At 55.3% G+C, this 18,228-nt stretch carries 14 protein-coding genes; 9 read left to right on the top strand and 5 right to left on the bottom strand.

Going from position 1 to position 18,228, the window contains the following annotated elements; all coding sequences use genetic code 11:
• Positions 1-28 precede the first annotated feature (28 nt).
• Together AACY98_RS13745 and AACY98_RS13740 are read right to left on the bottom strand one after the other, a co-directional pair.
• On the bottom strand, positions 29-694 hold the full coding sequence (locus tag AACY98_RS13745) for a response regulator transcription factor (protein WP_339805913.1): 666 nt from the start codon (positions 692-694) through the stop codon (positions 29-31).
• Positions 691-2,583: a histidine kinase gene (locus AACY98_RS13740; RefSeq protein ID WP_339805911.1), complete on the bottom strand. Its 1,893-nt coding sequence runs from the start codon at positions 2,581-2,583 to the stop codon at positions 691-693. The genes AACY98_RS13745 and AACY98_RS13740 overlap by 4 nt, the downstream gene beginning before the upstream one ends.
• A 250-nt stretch (positions 2,584-2,833) precedes the next feature.
• Between AACY98_RS13740 and AACY98_RS13735 the strand changes: the two genes are divergently transcribed.
• The 6 genes from AACY98_RS13735 to narI all read left to right on the top strand — a co-directional run bounded on the left by AACY98_RS13735 (position 2,834) and on the right by narI (position 12,227).
• Positions 2,834-4,036, top strand: coding sequence for an MFS transporter (locus tag AACY98_RS13735; protein WP_126980379.1), 1,203 nt, complete (start codon positions 2,834-2,836; stop codon positions 4,034-4,036).
• Positions 4,024-5,406: a NarK family nitrate/nitrite MFS transporter gene (locus AACY98_RS13730; RefSeq protein WP_339805908.1), complete on the top strand. Its 1,383-nt coding sequence runs from the start codon at positions 4,024-4,026 to the stop codon at positions 5,404-5,406. Before AACY98_RS13735 ends, AACY98_RS13730 begins: the two co-directional genes overlap by 13 nt.
• Before the next feature lie 174 nt (positions 5,407-5,580).
• The gene (locus tag AACY98_RS13725) at positions 5,581-9,279 is read left to right on the top strand and encodes a nitrate reductase subunit alpha (RefSeq protein ID WP_339805906.1); all 3,699 of its coding nucleotides are present in this window, start codon (positions 5,581-5,583) and stop codon (positions 9,277-9,279) included.
• Positions 9,280-9,315: 36 nt separating this feature from the next.
• Entirely contained in the window at positions 9,316-10,875 is a 1,560-nt protein-coding gene (gene narH, locus AACY98_RS13720) for a nitrate reductase subunit beta (RefSeq protein WP_339805904.1), read from the top strand.
• Complete coding sequence (narJ, locus tag AACY98_RS13715) at positions 10,872-11,537, top strand: nitrate reductase molybdenum cofactor assembly chaperone (protein ID WP_339805902.1); 666 nt, start codon at positions 10,872-10,874, stop codon at positions 11,535-11,537. The genes narH and narJ overlap by 4 nt, the downstream gene beginning before the upstream one ends.
• 3 nt (positions 11,538-11,540) lie before the next feature.
• Entirely contained in the window at positions 11,541-12,227 is a 687-nt protein-coding gene (gene narI / locus AACY98_RS13710) for a respiratory nitrate reductase subunit gamma (protein ID WP_339805901.1), read from the top strand.
• A gap of 88 nt (positions 12,228-12,315) precedes the next feature.
• On the opposite strand, the gene AACY98_RS13705 is transcribed toward narI, so the two are convergent.
• On the bottom strand, positions 12,316-12,765 hold the full coding sequence (locus AACY98_RS13705) for a YbaY family lipoprotein (RefSeq protein WP_339805899.1): 450 nt from the start codon (positions 12,763-12,765) through the stop codon (positions 12,316-12,318).
• 294 nt (positions 12,766-13,059) lie between these two features.
• Here AACY98_RS13705 and AACY98_RS13700 point away from each other — a divergent pair, with 294 nt between their 5' ends.
• The 3 genes from AACY98_RS13700 to AACY98_RS13690 all read left to right on the top strand — a co-directional run bounded on the left by AACY98_RS13700 (position 13,060) and on the right by AACY98_RS13690 (position 15,534).
• On the top strand, positions 13,060-13,656 hold the full coding sequence (locus AACY98_RS13700) for a DUF6806 family protein (protein WP_126980373.1): 597 nt from the start codon (positions 13,060-13,062) through the stop codon (positions 13,654-13,656).
• Positions 13,657-13,781: 125 nt separating this feature from the next.
• Positions 13,782-15,098, top strand: a complete 1,317-nt coding sequence (locus AACY98_RS13695; RefSeq protein ID WP_339805896.1) for an MFS transporter — start codon at positions 13,782-13,784, stop codon at positions 15,096-15,098.
• Between the two features lie 52 nt (positions 15,099-15,150).
• Positions 15,151-15,534 carry a Rid family detoxifying hydrolase gene (locus AACY98_RS13690; protein WP_339805894.1) on the top strand — a complete coding sequence of 128 codons (384 nt, stop codon included), beginning with the start codon at positions 15,151-15,153 and terminating at the stop codon, positions 15,532-15,534.
• A gap of 96 nt (positions 15,535-15,630) precedes the next feature.
• Here AACY98_RS13690 and murI read toward each other — a convergent pair whose 3' ends face one another.
• Positions 15,631-16,542: a glutamate racemase gene (gene murI / locus AACY98_RS13685; RefSeq protein ID WP_339805892.1), complete on the bottom strand. Its 912-nt coding sequence runs from the start codon at positions 16,540-16,542 to the stop codon at positions 15,631-15,633.
• Positions 16,543-16,698: 156 nt separating this feature from the next.
• Positions 16,699-18,222, bottom strand: coding sequence for a fumarate hydratase (locus tag AACY98_RS13680; RefSeq protein ID WP_339805890.1), 1,524 nt, complete (start codon positions 18,220-18,222; stop codon positions 16,699-16,701).
• Positions 18,223-18,228 lie beyond the last annotated feature (6 nt).

Raw genomic sequence — 18,228 nt, 5'->3', positions numbered from 1 at the left:
CATACAGGCCAGTGCAGGCATGTATCCGCTAGGGCGTACCGGATTTGTCCAGCCCGTGTTCCACCGCATAAACAGCAGCCTGTACACGGCTGTGCAGATCGAGCTTGCGCAGCAGATTTTGCACATGCACTTTGACAGTGCTTTCAGCCAGGTCCAGTTCACGCGCAATGACTTTGTTGCTGGCACCCTTGGCCAGCCATACCAGCATTTCGCGCTCGCGCGGGGTCAGGCTTTCCAGTTCCTTGTTTTGTGTTGAAGCCTGTGGTGAGCACAGTTGTGCCACGAGTTTGGTGGTCATTTCAGGCGAGAGCACGCTGTCGCCATCAACGGCTTTGCGAATGCTGTCGAGCAGGAAATTGGTGTTGATGTTTTTCAGCAGATAGCCTTTGGCACCCATGCGCATGCAGTCGCCCAGATCGGCCGCATCTTCGGATACGGTGAGCATCAAAACGGTCAGGTCAGGGCGGCCACTGAGTAGCTGGGGCAGCGCTTCACGCCCGTGCATGACCGGCATATCCAGATCCAGCAGCACCACGTCGGGTTGCAACTGCTCTGCCAGCTTGACGCCCTCCAGGCCGTCTGCCGCTTCCCCCACGACTTCAAAATCGCCCTGTTGTGTCAGTAAGAATTTAAGCCCGCTGCGAAAGAGGTTGTGGTCATCAATTAACAGGATGCGTATTTTGTTCTGGCTCATGGGGTACTCCTTTTGGCTCCTGAAATGGGAATGGTCAGCATGACACGGGTTCCTTTGCGGGCATGCGGTGATGATATGCTGACATTCCCGTTTGCGCGCGCGGCTCTTTCGTGCATGATGCCCATGCCCACGTGGCGATCCTTCTTCGATAGCAGGGTCTGGGCGTCAAACCCGACGCCATCGTCGTCAATGGTCATGACAAAGTCGTCATTGTTGCAGATGTCTACCCTGACGTGCTGGGCCTGGGCATGTTTGCGTACATTGGACAAGGCTTCCTGCAAAATAAAGACGGCCTGCAACTGCTGCTCTATGTTGAGCTGGGACTCACTGTCTGAAATATGCAGGTCAACCGGTATATTGACCTGTTTTTGAAACCGGTTGATGACGGATTGTACGGCCTGCGGGAAGTCTTCCTGATTGATACGGGTTCTGAAATTGAGCAGCAGTTCCCGCACGTCGTCATAGGATTCCTGTACCCCTTCCTGAATGAATTTGAGGTTTTCAAGCGCCTGTTCACGGTTGTGTTCGCGCAATGCATTTTCGAGCATCTGCACCTGCATGTTCAAAAATGAAAGCGATTGCGCGATGCTGTCGTGCAGGCCTTGTGCCATCAGGTTGCGTTCTTCCACAATGCCGAGCTGTTTTTCCAGTAATGCCCAGCGCTGGTTTTCAATGGAGACGCCAAGTTGGTTGGTGAGTGTTTCAATCAGCCGGATATCCTGTTCGGTCAGGTGGTGGTCGTGTTCAAAATACAGCGTCAGAATGCCGATGTCTTTGAGGTTGTGCCGTATATAGAAAATAACGCTGTGGTCAAAAGGCAGCAGGCCGGCATCACGGAACTGCGGGTCATTGGGGTCAATGTGCTGGATGATGATGTTGGACTGGTGCGCGCTGATGCCGCCCAGTATTTTTTCTGACGGCGCTGCTGTTTCGCTGTTGACCAGTGATTCAGGCAGGCCAATGCTGCTGATGTAGTCCAGCTGTTTTTTACCTTTTTCCAGAATCCGGATGCTGCCGGCTTTGGCCTGGCAGATGTCCATGATGTATTTCAGAAAGCCCTTGGCCATGTTTTCCTGCGTTTGTGATTCGTGCAGGAAAGCGGTAATTTCATAAAGCAACTGCAGCTCGTGGTTTTTTTCTTCCAGTGCCAGTGTTTTTTCTTTGACCTTGAGTTCCAGGTTGTCATACAGGTCGCTCAGGTTGGCGGCCATCTGGTTAAACCCGTCGGATACCTCGCCGAATTCGTCATGGCTGATCGGGATGACCCGTGCTGCCAGATCGCCATGGCTGATTTTCTGGATGCCGGTTTTCAGAATGTCCAGCGGGCGGATGACAAGCCGCCCCAGGAAAAAGATGGCGACAAATGCCGAAAAGATCACCATACCAATCAGAATGAACTGAAACAAACGCAGCAGCCGGATGTTTTTGGTGTTCTGGATTTCAATGGCTTTGACCAGTGCATCAATCTGGGTGATGAAGTCTTGTGTTCTGTGCAACAGGGTCAGGCTCAGGTCCCCTGTATTGGCCGCCTTTAAAAACTGTTCAATAATCTGGCGCGAGGTCAGGCGGATATCTTGCAGCCGCTGGTGAATTTCTCCGTTTTCGGGGTTTAGCCAGCTTTGGGTGTTGATGCGCTCCAGTCGATCCACCACGGTCTCAAAATCGGTCTGTTCCCGGAAGATGTCCTGCTGCTGTCCGACCTGGCTGGCAAGCGCGGCCATGTGGTACATGCGCTTGCGCAGGCTGCCGGCGTCATTGATGGCAACACCGCCATTTTCCAGCTCCCATGACAGGTTCAGTGTCAGCCCGGTAAACGATACGGCACCAATCAGCCAGATGATGATGGATACCAGCAGTTTGGTCGAAAGGCTGTACAGCGGTTTTTTCATCACAGGGGCCGTTTGTTCTGTCGTCTGTATCAGGGGATATGTCTATGCAGGCTGCCGTAGCGCCCGGCAGGATATGTACGCATTTTATCTCTTAAGCATAGCGGTTTGGTAAATGGTTTGTACTAAGCCAGAGTGATTAGAACATCTTACACCGGATGCCAGTGCATTTACTCCCCTTCTGGCCGATAGGTTATTGCAGCGCACAGGCGTATGCTCATCGCATAACTCATTTGTGCAAAAGGTGTGCTTTATGAAAAGTGCTGATTTCAAGGCTTATAGTGTTCTGGCATCCAGTACGCTGGCCTTTACCGTGTGTTTCATGGTATGGATGGTTTTTGCGGTATTGGGGTTGCCAATTAAGCAGCATCTGGGGCTTTCTGAAACCGAATTCGGGATTCTGGCCGCTACACCCGTGCTTTCCGGGTCATTGATCCGCGTGCCACTGGGTATCTGGACCGACCGGTACGGTGGTCGCATCGTGTTCTTTATCCTGATGCTGTTGTGCGTGCCCGCCGTATTCCTGATTCAGTATGCAACGCAGTTCTGGCAGTTCCTGCTGATTGGTCTGTGGGTCGGGCTGGTTGGCGGTTCTTTTTCTGTGGGTACACCTTATGTGGCGCGCTGGTTCCCTGCGCAAAGGCAGGGGCTGGCGATGGGCGTGTTTGGCGCTGGCAACTGCGGTGCTGCGGTCAATAAACTGTTGGCCCCGGCAATCATTGCTGCGCTGGGCTGGCAGATGCTGCCAACGGTTTACGCCGTGGTGCTGCTGGTAACGGCGGTTTTGTTCTGGCTGTTCACCTACAGCGATCCGAAGCACCTGGTGCCTTCGACGGTCAAATTTTCTGATCAGGTCAAACTGATGAAAGACATTGCCGTGCTGCGCTACAGCCAGTATTACTCGGTGGTGTTTGGCGGCTATGTGGGGCTGTCCTTATGGATGGTGCACTACTACCAGGACCAGTACAGCCTGAGCCTGTCTACCGCAGCATTTCTTGCGGCTTGCTTTTCGATGCCGGGTGGGCTGCTGCGTGCGGTTGGAGGCTGGTTTTCTGACTCGTTTGGTGCGCGCCGCGTGACGGAATGGGTGTTCTGGATTTGTGCGGCGATTTTCCTGCTGCTGAGTATTCCGCAGGAAAAAATTGGCATGTCGGTCACGATGTTCACGGTGCTGCTGTTTGTGGCCGGTGTGGCAATGGCAGTAGGCAAGGCCTCTGTATTTAAGTTTGTTTCGGACCAGTTCCCGAAAGACATCGGTACGGTATCCGGTGTGGTCGGGCTGGCCGGCGGTTTGGGTGGTTTCTTGCTGCCGATCATGTTCGGTTTTCTGGCCGATATGACAGGTATCCGTTCCAGCAGTTTTGCGCTGCTGTTCGGTACGGTAGCAGTGAGTCTGGTGTGGATGTATATGTCTGAAAGAAAAGATTTTGTGAGGGGACAAGCATGGCAAAATTGATTACTGGTTGGGATCCGGAAGATGCACGGCAGTGGGCCAGTGGCGGGCGTGCCATTGCCCGGCGTAACCTGTGGATTTCTGTTCCTGCGCTGTTGTTGGCGTTTGCGATCTGGCAGGTGTGGAGTGTGGTGGTGGTGAAGCTGCCCAGCGTGGGTTTTGAGTTCACTAAAAACCAGTTGTTCTGGTTGGCCGCACTGCCGGCATTGTCCGGCGCCACGCTGCGTATTTTCTATTCGTTTGCGGTGCCAATTTTCGGTGGCCGGCGCTGGACAGCGGTTTCAACGGCGAGCCTGCTGATTCCGGCGGTTGGTCTGGGTATTTGTGTGCAGAATCCGCAGACCAGTTACGGCGTTCTGCTGCTGCTGGCACTGTTGTGCGGGTTTGGCGGCGCCAATTTCAGTTCTTCCATGTCCAATATCAGTTTCTTTTTCCCGAAGGCAGAAAAAGGCAACGCGATGGGGATCAATGCCGGGCTGGGCAACCTGGGGGTATCGGTGGTGCAGTTTGTAGTGCCGCTGGTGATTACCGCCGGGGTTTTCGGCGCACTGGGTGGTGAGCCGCAGCACATGGCAAGCAATGGCGGCAGTACGCCGATCTGGTTGCAGAATGCCGGGTTTATCTGGGTGCCGTTCATTGCGGTATCGGCCATTGCGGCATGGTTTGGCATGAACGATATTGCGTCTGCCAAGGCATCGTTCAAAGAGCAGGCGGTGATTTTCAAGCGCAAGCACAACTGGCTGATGTGCTGGCTGTACATTGGTACTTTCGGTTCGTTCATTGGTTTTTCGGCGGCATTTCCGCTGCTGACCAAAGGCGAGTTTCCAACGGTTGACCCGACCCAGTATGCCTTCCTGGGGCCGCTGGTGGGGGCACTGGCGCGTGTGGCCGGTGGCTGGGTGTCTGACCGGGTGCCGGCCAGCAAGGTGACGCAGTACAGCTTCATCATCATGATTTTGGCGGTGGTCGGTGTGATCCTGTGCCTGCCGAATAATGGTCAAGGCGGCAGTTTCATCGGTTTCTTTGTGTGCTTCATGCTGTTGTTTGCCTTTACCGGCGTAGGCAATGCATCAACGTTTGCACAGGCACCGCGTATTTTTTCCACGCTGTTCAGCCGCCGCTCCAAAAACATGGACCCTGCGTTGCAGCACAAGGCCCAGGCCGAAGCCACGCGCGAATCTGCCGCAGTGGTGGGTTTCATGGGCGCTATCGGTGCCTATGGCGGGTTCTTTATCCCGAAAAGCTTTGGTTCTTCCATTGATGCCACCGGCAGCCCGATGCTGGCATTGATCGGCTTTATTGTGTTTTATGTCACCTGTGTAGCGATCAACTGGTGGTTTTATGCGCGTAAAAATGCCGAGGTGTCATGCTGAGGCTGATGAAGTAAGGTGCGTGCAGAAGTAGCCGGGCTACTCCTTTTGGGGGAGAAAGTTTAGCTCTTTTGCACGCCGGACATGCTGCGTTAGGCGAATCGTTTTTTGAGCGCAGTTTAAAGACAATGTAATTATGAAATACCCACAGATGCAATACAACCTACGGAGCGCTGTATGAGTCACATTTTAGACAGGCTGAATTTCTTCAATAAAACAAGAAGCACTTTTTCCGATGGGCACGGCGCTGTTGTAAAGGAAGACCGTCAATGGGAAAACGGCTACCGGCAAAGATGGCAGCATGACAAGATTGTGCGTTCCACCCATGGGGTGAACTGCACCGGCTCATGCAGTTGGAAAGTGTATGTGAAAAACGGGTTGATCACCTGGGAAACGCAGCAGACCGATTATCCGGTAACGCGCCCCGATCTGCCCAACCACGAGCCGCGCGGTTGCCCGCGTGGCGCATCGTACAGCTGGTATGTGTATTCGGCGCAGCGTGTGAAGTACCCGATGTTGCGCGGGCATCTGGCCCGCATGTGGCGTGAGGCGCGCAAAACGATGTCGCCGCTGGAAGCCTGGGCCTATATTTCTCAGGATGAGAAAAGAGCCAAATCCTATAAAAGCAAGCGCGGTCTGGGCGGTTTTGTGCGTTCCAACTGGGACGAGGCCAATGAAATTGTAGCAGCGGCCAACGCGTTTACCGTGAAGAATTACGGGCCGGACCGGGTGATTGGTTTTTCACCGATTCCGGCAATGTCGATGGTCAGCTACGCATCAGGGGCGCGTTACCTGTCGTTGATCGGTGGCGTGCCGCTGTCATTTTATGACTGGTACTGCGATCTGCCGCCGGCCAGTCCGCAGATCTGGGGCGAGCAGACCGACGTGGCCGAATCAGCCGACTGGTATAACTCGACCTATCTGATGGTGTGGGGCTCCAACATCCCGATGACGCGTACGCCTGATGCGCACTTTTATACCGAGGTGCGCTACAAGGGTACCAAGACGGTAGCAGTGTCATCCGACTTTGGTGAAATGGCCAAGTTCAGCGATATCTGGATGGCGCCCAAGCAGGGCACCGATGCGGCCATGGCGATGGCGATGGGGCATGTGATCATGAAGGAATTCCATCTGGAAAATCCGTCGGATTACTTTACCGATTATTGCCGCCGCTTGACAGACATGCCTTTCCTGGTGGTACTGACTCAGGAGAATGGCCGTTTGCTGCCGGGTTACTTCCTGCGCGCCAGCCAGCTGGATGGCAACTGTAACGAAGAAAACAATCCGGAATGGAAAACACTGGTGCTGGATGAAAGCACCGGCGACATTGTGGCACCCAAGGGCTCTATCGGCTTTCGCTGGGGGCAGTCCGGCAAATGGAACCTCAAGCATGAGGACGGCAGCGGTAAAGAGATCAAGGCACGCCTGAGCCTGCTGGGTTCACATGATGAAGTGGCGCCAGTGGCATTTGACTACTTTGGCGGTAAAGATGCCAATGATGTATTGCTGCGCAATGTACCGGCGAAAAAGATACGGCTGGCAGATGGTCAAGAGGTTTTAGTGACAACGGTGTACGACCTTTCTGCGGCCAACTATGGTATTGACCGGGGGCTGGGTGGCGCCAATGTGGCAAGCGACTATATGCAGGATGTGCCTTATACCCCGGCCTGGCAGGAAAAGCACACCGGTGTGAAGCCTGAGCTGGTGATCCAGGTGGCGCGTGAATTTGCACAGAATGCGCACCAGACGCACGGAAAGAGCATGGTGATTGTGGGGGCCGGGCTGAACCACTGGTACCACATGGACATGACGTACCGCGGCATTATCAACATGCTGATGATGTGCGGTTGTGTGGGGCAGAGTGGCGGCGGCTGGGCGCACTATGTGGGGCAGGAGAAACTGCGTCCGCAGACCGGCTGGACGCCGCTGACGTTCTCGCTGGACTGGCAGCGCCCGGCCCGGCAGATGAACGGGACATCGTTCTTTTATGCGCACACCAGCCAGTGGCGCCATGAAAAGCTGGGGGTGGATGAGATTGCCGCACCGACCTATGGCAACCAGGTGATGCAGATGTCGATGATCGACTACAACGCCAAGTCTGAACGCATGGGCTGGCTGCCTTCTGCGCCACAGCTTTCAAGCAATCCGCTGGACGTGACGCGTGAGGCAGAGGCTGCCGGCAAAGACCCGATTCAGTATGCGGTGGAAGGTTTGAAAAACGGCTCGCTGGATATGGCATGTAATGATCCGGATAATCCGAAAAATTTCCCGCGCAATCTGTTCGTGTGGCGCTCCAATATTCTGGGCTCATCCGGCAAAGGGCATGAGTACTTTCTGAAGTATCTGTTGGGTACACAGAATGCGGTGATGAGCGAAGAAGAGGAATGCATTAAGCCCAAAGAGATCACGGTACGCCCTGCCGCTGAAGGCAAGCTTGATCTGCTGGTGGTGCTGGATTTCCGCATGTCAACCACCTGCCTGTATGCTGACGTGGTGCTGCCGACAGCGACCTGGTATGAAAAGGATGACCTGAACACATCGGATATGCATCCGTTCATTCACCCGCTGAGCGAAGCGGTGCAGCCGCTGTGGGAGAGCAAGACCGACTGGGAAATTTACAAAGGTATTGCCAAGAAGTTTTCCGAGTTGAGCAAAGACTACCTGGGTATGCAGAAGGATCTGGTGCTGACACCGCTGATGCACGATACTGCCCAGGAGCTGGGGCAGGCGTTTGACGCCAAAGACTGGAAGAAGGGCGAATGTGACCCGATTCCGGGTAAAACGATGCCGGCCATGACGGTAGTGGAGCGTGACTATGGCGCTATTTATGACAAGTTCACATCCATCGGCCCGCTGCTGGAAAAAGTGGGCAATGGCGGCAAAGGCATTAACTGGAAGACAGAGCACGAGGTTGAACTGCTGCGCAAGATCAACAATGTGGTGACCAAGGGTGCGGGCAAGGGGCAGCCTAAGCTGGATACCGCCATCAACGCGGCAGAAATGATTTTGACGCTGGCGCCGGAAACCAACGGGCATGTCTCAGTGAAGGCCTGGGAAGCATTGTCGAAAAATACCGGTATTGACCATACACACCTGGCCAAGCCGCGTGAGCATGACCGCATCACGTTCAGAGATGTGCAGGCACAGCCGCGCAAGATCATTTCGTCACCGACCTGGTCAGGGCTGGAGAGCGAAGAGGTGAGCTACAACGCCGGTTATACCAATGTGCATGAGCTGATTCCCTGGCGCACGATTACCGGCCGCCAGCAGTTCTATCAGGACCACCAGTGGATGCGCATGTTTGGCGAAGGGCTGTGTGTGTATAAGCCGGCGGTGGATTTGAAGACCACCGAGAAGGTGCTGGGCAAGCATGGCAACGGAAACCCTGAAATTGTGCTGAACTTCATCACGCCGCACCAGAAGTGGGGTATTCACAGCACGTACTCGGACAACCTGCGCATGCTCACGCTGTCACGCGGCGGCCCGCATGTGTGGGTGTCGGAAGTGGATGCGAAAAAAGCTGGCCTGGTGGATAACGACTGGGTCGAGGTGTTCAACGCCAACGGTACGCTGACTGCACGTGTGGTGGTGAGCCAGCGGGTGCCGGAGACGATGATTTTGATGTACCACGCACAGGAAAAAATTGTCAATGTGCCGGGTGCCGAAGTGTCAGGCAAGCGCGGCGGTATTCATAACTCGGTCACACGCGCCGTGCTCAAGCCTACGCACATGATCGGCGGTTATGCGCAACTGGCCTATGGCTTCAACTATTACGGCACGGTGGGCTCCAACCGCGACGAGTTTGTGGTGGTGCGCAAGATGAAAAAAGTGGACTGGATGGAAGAAGAAGCACAGGGCGCTGTTGCTGCCGAGTGAGTTTGACCCGAACACGATGACGACAAGGATGAGAAAATGAAAATCAGAGCACAAATCGGCATGGTCCTGAATCTGGACAAGTGTATCGGTTGCCATACCTGCTCGGTAACCTGCAAAAACGTCTGGACCAGTCGCGATGGTGTGGAGTACGCCTGGTTTAACAACGTGGAGAGCAAGCCTGGCGTGGGCTACCCGAAGGAATGGGAAAACCAGGACAAATACCAGGGCGGCTGGGTACGGCAAAACAATGGCAAGCTCAAGCCGCGCCAGGGCGGCAAGGTGAAGCTGCTGGCCAATATTTTTGCCAACCCGAACCTGCCGCAGATTGACGAGTATTACGAGCCGTTCACTTACGACTATGAGCGCTTGCAGAATGCGCCGGAGGTGAAGACGCCGCCGACAGCGCGCCCGGTGTCGGTGCTGACCGGCAAGAAGATGGAGAAGATTGAGTGGGGCCCGAACTGGGAAGACGACCTGGGCGGTGAATTTTCCAAGCGCTCCAAGGATGCCTTGTTTGAAGGCATCCAGAAGGAGATGCATGCGGCGTTTGAAAATACATTCCTGATGTATCTGCCCCGCCTGTGTGAGCATTGCCTGAATCCGGCCTGTGTGGCAAGTTGCCCGGCGGGTTCGATCTACAAGCGCGAGGAAGACGGCATTGTGCTGATTGATCAGGACAAATGCCGTGGCTGGCGTATGTGTATTTCGGGCTGCCCGTACAAGAAGATTTATTACAACTGGACCACCGGCAAATCGGAAAAATGTATTTTCTGCTACCCGCGTATTGAGGGCGGCCAGCCTACCGTGTGTTCTGAGACTTGTGTGGGGCGTATCCGTTACCTGGGCGTGCTGCTGTATGACGCCGACAAGATTGAAACGGCTGCCGCAACGGAAGATACCCAGGACTTGTACCAGTCACAACTGGATGTGTTCCTGGACCCGAATGACCCCGAAGTGCAGGCTGAAGCATTGAAGCAGGGTATTGCGCAGAGTTGGATTAACGCGGCATGCAAGTCGCCGGTGTACAAGATGGCAATGGAGTGGAAGGTGGCGTTTCCGCTGCATCCTGAATACCGCACGCTGCCGATGGTGTGGTACATTCCGCCGCTGTCGCCGATCCAGTCTGTGATTGAAAGCGGGCTGGTGGGTGAGAAGGGCATTATTCCGGATGTGAAAGACCTGCGTATTCCGGTGCGCTACCTGGCCAACCTGCTGACCTCCGGCAAGGAAGAGCCGATTGTGAAAGCGCTGGAAACGATGATTGCCATGCGCCGTTACATGCGCTCCAAGTCGGTTGAGAAGGTGGCGGATGTTAGCGCGCTCAGCGGCACGCATCTGCAGGCCGAGCAGGTGGAGGAAATGTACCGGATCATGGCGCTGGCCGCGTATGACGACCGTTTTGTGATTCCCTCCTCACATAAAGAGCTGGTGGAGAACACGTTTGAAGACAAAGCCTCGTGCGGCTTCAGCTTTGGCAACGGCTGCTCTGACGGCTATAACAAGGACAGTCTGTTTGGTCAGAAAAAAGCGTCGCCGATTGTGTTTTACGGTTCGCGTAAAGACCGGCAGGACAACATTGAAAAGGATAAAAGATGAACGAGACCACAGGCATCTACAAAATTCTTTCAGTGCTGCTTTCGTATCCGCAGCAGGATTTGCTGGATGGCATTGAAGATATCCGCAATGAGCTTAAAAAGCTGTCATTGGGCAATACTTCGCTGAACGTGCTGTTGCACCATTTACAGCGTACAGACCTGATTGAGTTGCAGGAAGGGTATGTGCTGACGTTTGACCGCACGCCGTCGCATTCGCTGCATCTGTTTGAGCACCTGCACGGGGAAGACCGCTCGCGCGGGCAGGCCATGGTGGATTTGTTGCAGGAGTATCAGCAGGGAGGTTTTGAGCCGGCCGGCAATGAGCTGCCTGATTATCTGCCGTTGTTTCTGGAGTTTTTATCGATGTGCTCACTGGACAAAGCGCGTGAGCTGTTAGGAGATGCAATTCATGTGGTGGCGCATATCGGACACAAGCTGGCACAGGCGCAATCGCCATATGCGGGGATTTTCACATTATTGCAGGACCTGTGTCCGGTTCAGGCGCAGCCGTTGCGTGTGACGCCGGTGCGCGATATGGATGAGGCGCTGGAGAAGTTCGGTCCGAGTACGGAAGGCATGGAGCTGTTGCTGGGCAGCGCCAGTGCAGTTCAACCCGTTCACTTTTATGCCAAGGCGCCCGCCGGCGCAGGTCTGAAAGGATAAACAATGAGTTATCTTAATCAATTTGTATTCGGCATTTACCCTTACATTGCCGGCGCGGTTTTTCTGCTGGGTTGTATTGTGCGGTTTGAGCGCGAGCAGTACACCTGGAAAACCGATTCGAGCCAGTTGCTGCACCGCGGCAACCTGAGGGTAGCCAACGTGTTGTTCCACCTGGGCATTATCGGGCTGTTTTTCACCCACCTGGTCGGGTTGCTGACACCGATTGCGGTGTGGGAGGCGCTGGGCATCAGCCACCAGTTCAAGCAGATGCTGGCGATGGTGGGCGGTGGTGTTCTCGGTTCGATCACGCTGATTGGCCTGATCATGCTGCTGTACCGGCGTTTTTCCTCTGACCGGCTGTCGGTGAACAGTACCTGGCGTGACAAGCTGGTGCTGATCTGGATTTTGCTGACGCTGCTGCTGGGGCTGTCGACGATTTTTGTATCGGCCAAGCATACCGACGGGCATGAAATGGTGCGCCTGATGACCTGGGCGCAGCACATTGTGACGTTCCGTGGAGACGCTGCCAGCTATGTGGCTGATGCGTCCATCATGTTCAAACTGCACCTGTTCATGGGGATGAGCCTGTTTCTGATTTTCCCGTTTACCCGTTTGGTGCATATCTGGAGCGGGTTTGGTACGGTGGGTTATCTGGTTCGTCCATGGCAACTGGTACGGCCCAGAAAGTAACCGATTGATTGATAGCTTGCAACAAGCTCCCTTCATTGGCGCGGCGTTTGAAAGAAGCCGCGCCTTTTTTATGCAAAAGTCAAAGGGGTTAGCGGCTGACAGCGTCAACCTTTACCCGTACCGGCTGCGGGTCGGTGCCATCGAGCTTGACGCCGATATGTTCGGTGTTGATGTAAAGCAACTGGCCCTGCTGCTCAATGCGGGCGCTGATGCTGTAGGTGTGGTTGGCCTGCACCTGGGTCGGGTCATAGGTCAGGGTGAAAGAGATGGGCACCTGCTTGCCGGCGGTGTTGATTTCCTGCCGGGACAGCACTTTGGCCGGGGCATCTGCCAGCGAGACATCGTTCAGCGAAACGGTCAGTTGCGCATCGGCCGGGAGTGCTATGCGGTTCAGGTAAAACACTTCGCCCTGAATCAAGGCTTGCTGGGGTGCAAGGGTGGAAGTGCTGCCACTGCCGGCGCAGCCGGCGGCAACCATGGCAACAGCGCCTGCGCATAACAGCAGGCCCAGACGTTTGAGTGTATGTGAATGGATCATGGTTTTTTCTCTTTCTGGTCAATAGGAGTGGGAAAATAATACTGGATATACCGGATGCCGGCAGGGGCAGTGGTGTAAAGAAACGGCAACAAAGCGGTTTTTGTGAAAACAAAAGAGGGGAAAAGGCCAAAATCACCGTTTGCTGATGACATGAGTGAGAAACGAGGGGGTATGAGATGAATGGTTACCCTTTTCACAGGGTATTTGTTATGATGGAGCTTACCTGATGAAGAGGTCTTCCGGCGTGGTTGCAGACTACAGACCGTGCTGGTTGTCAAACAGGATTGATTGGAAATGACACAGACAAATACTTTGTATGAAATTCACGTGCACGGTGATGTACCGGTGCGGCGGGATATCATGCCAGAGCAGATTGAGCAGGCGTTGCAGCCTTTATGGCGTTTTGCCGGCGCATCGTCGCTGAACGAAGCCGCAGGCAGCCTTTTTCCTGAGGAGCCGGGCGTGACGTTCGACCTCAGTGATTATGTGTTGCGCATGTGCTGGACGGTGGAGGGTGACGATTCTTTTGACCAGGCTGCTGAGGAGCTGTGTCGCAGCCTCAATGAAATTGCGCGCGAAGGCGCCCCTATTGAAGTGAGTTATTTTGATGCCGATGATGATAATGCGGAAGATGAATATCACTTGCTGTTTGTCGGGCCAAACCCGCAGGCGATCCTGAAAGCCCAGCGTGATTTGCTGGTGGAGGATGTGATCGGGGCGATGGAGCGGCATTTTGACGCGGCAGAGCTTGGCGGCGTTGTCGCGGAAATTGACCGCCTGTTCAGCCAGCGTGCACAGCAGATGGAGAGTTCGCTTTTCCCGGTCAATACCATGTGGTCTGAAATTGCTTTGGGCGGCCTGCACGATGCGGGGAAAAGACGGCTGCACTGACGGTGTGTTTGTCGGCTTTGATGATAAGTGTGCGTCGTCATGGCGCTTGTTTTTTTGACCAGAAGGGCAGGAGCTTTGCTGCGGGGTAACCTCCGCATGTTATGTGCCTGTGACGCCGAAGACGCATGAAAAATTTCATCCAAAACGCGTTGAATCCGGGGGTTAAAGTCCGCGAGGTGCTGGGCTGGGCGATGTATGACTTCGCCAACTCGGGTTATACGCTGGTGGTGCTCACGGCCATTTATGCGCCGTTTTTTACCGGCGTGATTGTGGGCAACGACAAACCCTGGGGGGCAACCGCCTGGTCATGGGCGCTGGCGGTGTCGTATCTGATCGTCATGCTCACAGCCACCACACTGGGGCAATGGGCAGACCGGCATGGCGCCAAGCGCAGGCTGTTGATGTTTACCACAGCCGGTTGTGTTGTTACCACGGCGCTGCTGGGCTGGACTGGTGCTGGCGCAGTGGCGCTGGCCATTGGGATGATCATTCTGTCCAACACGTTTTATTCATGGGGCGAAGGGTTCATTGCGGCCTTTTTGCCTGAGCTGGCCAAACGCGAAAAACTGGGAACCATTTCGGGTTTGGGCTGGGGCATTGGTTACCTGGGCGGCATGCTGACGCTGGGTGTTTGCCTGGCGTATATTCTGTGGGCGATGAAGCAGGGTAAAACCGAGGCTGAGTATACGCCGGTGACGATGTGGATTACCGCGGGCATTTATGGGGCGTGCGCCTGTGTGACGTTTGCGTTACTCAAAGAGCGTGCCAAGCCACGCCAGGCACTGCTGCGCAAAGCATCGGTGTGGGCAGAAATAGGGTTGTCTATCCAATCAGTCCGGGCGTTTCCTGACCTGCGGCAGATTTTGCTGAGCACCGTGTTTTACCAGGGCGGGGTTGCCGTGGTGATTGCGCTGGCAGCCATTTACGCGCAGGATGTTGTGCACATGACGCAGCAGGAAATCATCCTGATGATGTTTTTGCTGAACATTGCTGCGGCTGGTGGTGCGTTCATGCTGGGCTTTTTGCAGGACTGGCTGGGCCATAAACTGATGCTGATTGTGGTGCTGCTGGTGTGGGCGATTACCTGTGTTGGTGTATCGATGTGTCATACCAAAGGTGAATTCTGGCTGGCGGCAACCATGGCCGGTTTGTGCATGGGGTCGAGCCAATCCATCGGGCGTGCCATGGTGGGGCTGTTTGCGCCGGAAAAACGGCTGGCAGAGTTTTTCGGGCTGTGGTCGCTGTCGACCCGGCTGGCCTCTATCATCGGGCTGGTCTTGTTTGGCCTGCTGAACTGGATGTTTGGCGCCCGTGTGGGCGTAGGGCTGATTTCCATGCTGTTTGTGGCCGGTATTGTGATGGTGTTGCCGCTGGATGTGCAGCGCGGTATCTGGCTGGCCGAGTTGCAGGATGGATCGGCCGGGGATGAAGAAAAGCCCTGAACGGCAGGGCACAAGCATAGTGTTGTGGGTTGTTCTATAGAAAGGGTACGCAATGAGAAAATCTGTAACGGCTCCGGGGATTGTGGCCACAGGGCCTTATGCGCACGCGGTGGAAAGTGAAGGGCTGCTCTTTTTATCGGGGCAAACGCCGATAGACCCGGCTACCGGCAAACTGATTCAGGGCGGTGTTGCCGAGCAGACGCAACTGTGTTTTGACAACCTGAAGAGTGTTCTGCAGGCAGCAGGGCTGACATTGGACGATGTGCAGAAGGTCAATGTGTACCTGCTGGATATGGGCAATTTTGCGGTGATGAATGCCGTGTATGAAAAGAACTTTTCACAGCCCTACCCGGCCAGAACCACGGTTCAGGTTGGTGGCCTGCCGCTGGGGGCGGAGGTTGAAATAGAGATGGTTGCGCGCAGGCCGAAAGCCTGACCTGTGTGTTGAGCTACCACGGCTATTTGCCAGTAACATGATGCTCAAACGGCAGGCATCAAGTCTGGTGTGTCGGCTGGCGCATGTGCCCTGATTCTAAGAAGACCATGTATGCACCTGGGCGGGGGTGCCCGGTAGCCAGCGGGTTAATGCCTGGCTCAGCAGTGCAGGGGTTTCATTGGTCCATACGTGAAGTGAGGGCGTTTCGCTAGTTGTCTCGCTGATGGTCGGAGGCGCGGCGGTGCCATTGCCGGCAGAGAACACGGTTTGCGCATGGCGGGCAACGGCAGCGCCGGTATCCAGAATTTGTATTCCAGGCAAAGCCTGCGCAATGCGTTCCCTGATCAATGGGTAATGGGTGCAGCCCAGTACCACCACATCCGGTGATAAAGCTTTTAACTGTGCCGCGTAGCGTTCAACCAGCGTTTCTATCAGTTCGGTGCGGTGGTGTTCAATGGCTTCGGCCAGGCCATCGCACGGGCAGGGGAAAAGTTGCAGCGGAATGTGCGTGCTGTCGTGAATGCGTCGTATCAGCGTCTGGTATTTGGCGCTGTTCAGCGTACCGGCTGTAGCCATGATGCCGATGCGGCCGGTTTGGCTGAGCTGCGCCGCAGGTTTGATGCCGGGCTCCACCCCGACTATGGGCCAGCTGTCACCATATTCATTTCTCAGGGTGGTGCAGGCGGCTGCCGTAGCGGTGTTGCAGGCAATGACCAGGCCGCAGGTGTGCTGGACATCATGCATCCAGCGGGCGATGGTGCGCGAGCGTTCGATCACGTAGGCGTCGCCGCGTTCTCCATAGGGGGCGTAAGCAGTATCGGCCAGGTAGACGAACCGGCGCTGGGGAATGGCCTGCAGCAGCGCGCGCAGAATGCTCAAGCCGCCGATGCCGGAATCGAACACGCCGATAGGCGGCAGGGTATCCGGATTGGGGCAGGGTACAGCAGTGCTGGAAGTGCTGTTGGTGGCGGGTTGCTGCTGGATAAAAAGTGGATCAGTCGACTGCATGGTGCATGTGCCGGAACAAAACAGGCCATGTGCAGATTATCCGCGCATTTGACAGTCTGTATGAGGGAGCGTTAAAAAAATAATGCCAGCAGTGTTTGCTATTTGCTTGGAGTCAAACAGCAGCACTGCTGGCGCAAGACCGGTTTTCGATCAGTTTCAGGCGGTGGCTACCGGGATTTTGCCGATTTTGGCTTGCCACTCGCGCGGGCCGGTAATGTGGGCCGAGGTGCCGGAGCTGTCAACTGCGACAGTGACCGGCATGTCCTGCACATCAAACTCGTAGATGGCTTCCATGCCCAGGTCGGCAAAGCCAACCACTTTGGCAGCCTTGATGGCTTTGGATACCAGATAAGCGGCCCCGCCTACGGCCATCAGGTAGGCACTCTTGTGCTTTTTGATCGCTTCAATGGCGGTTGGGCCGCGCTCGGCCTTGCCGATCATGGCAATCAAGCCGGTCTGGCTGAGCATCGTTTCGGTGAATTTGTCCATGCGGGTGGAGGTGGTGGGGCCTGCCGGGCCGACCACTTCGTCGCGTACCGGGTCTACCGGCCCGACGTAGTAGATGACCCGGTTGGTAAAGTCTACCGGCAGTTTTTCGCCTTTGGCAAGCATGTCCTGAATGTGTTTGTGCGCAGCGTCACGGCCGGTGAGCATTTTGCCGTTCAGCAGCAGGGTGTCTCCAGGCTTCCAACTGGCGACTTCTTCGGGTGTGAGTTTGTTCAGGTCAACGCGCTTGCTTTTCTGGGTATCGGGTTTCCAGTGCACATTGGGCCACAGGTCCAGACTGGGTGGGGTCAGGTAGACCGGGCCGGAGCCGTCCAGCGTCAGGTGGGCGTGGCGGGTGGCTGCGCAGTTGGGAATCATCGCCACGGGTTTGGATGCCGCATGGGTCGGGTAGGTTTTGATTTTGATATCGAGCACTGTGGTCAGCCCGCCCAGGCCCTGTGCGCCAATGCCCAGTGCATTGACTTTTTCGTACAGTTCAACGCGCAGTTCTTCAAGTTTGTTTTGCGGGCCGCGTTGCAGCAGTTCGTACATGTCAATGTCGTCCATCAGCGCTTCTTTGGCCAGCAATACGGCTTTTTCTGCCGTGCCGCCCACACCAATACCCAAAATGCCGGGCGGGCACCAGCCAGCACCCATGGTGGGTACGGTTTTGAGTACCCAGTCGACAATGGAGTCGCTCGGGTTCATCATGATGACTTTGCTCTTGTTTTCTGAGCCGCCACCTTTGGCTGCCACAATGATGTCGAGCTTGTTGCCCGGCACCATTTCCACATGAATGACCGCTGGGGTGTTGTCCTTGGTGTTTTTGCGCTCAAAAATGGGGTCGTTCAGTACCGAAGCGCGCAGCACGTTGTCCGGGCAGGTGTAGGCGCGGCGCACGCCTTCATTGATAGCGTCGTTGAAAGATCCGGTGAAGCCTTCAAAGCGGATATCCATGCCGATTTTGACAAACACGTTGACAATGCCGGTGTCCTGGCAGATCGGGCGCTTGCCCTGTGCACACATGAGCGAGTTGGTGAGTATCTGTGCAATGGCGTCTTTGGCGGGGGCGCTTTCTTCACGCTCGTAAGCGCGTGCCAGATGTGCAATGAAGTCTGCCGGGTGGTAGTAGCTGATGTACTGCAAGGCGCCGGCGACGCTTTCGATCAGATCTTCCTGCTTGATGGTAGTCATGATATT

Source organism: Saezia sanguinis, assembly GCF_963921665.1.
GTDB classification, from domain to species: Bacteria; Pseudomonadota; Gammaproteobacteria; order Burkholderiales; family Burkholderiaceae_C; genus Saezia; species Saezia sanguinis.
Note: the sequence above shows the minus strand (reverse complement) of the source record. Positions and strands in the feature narration are given on the sequence as shown.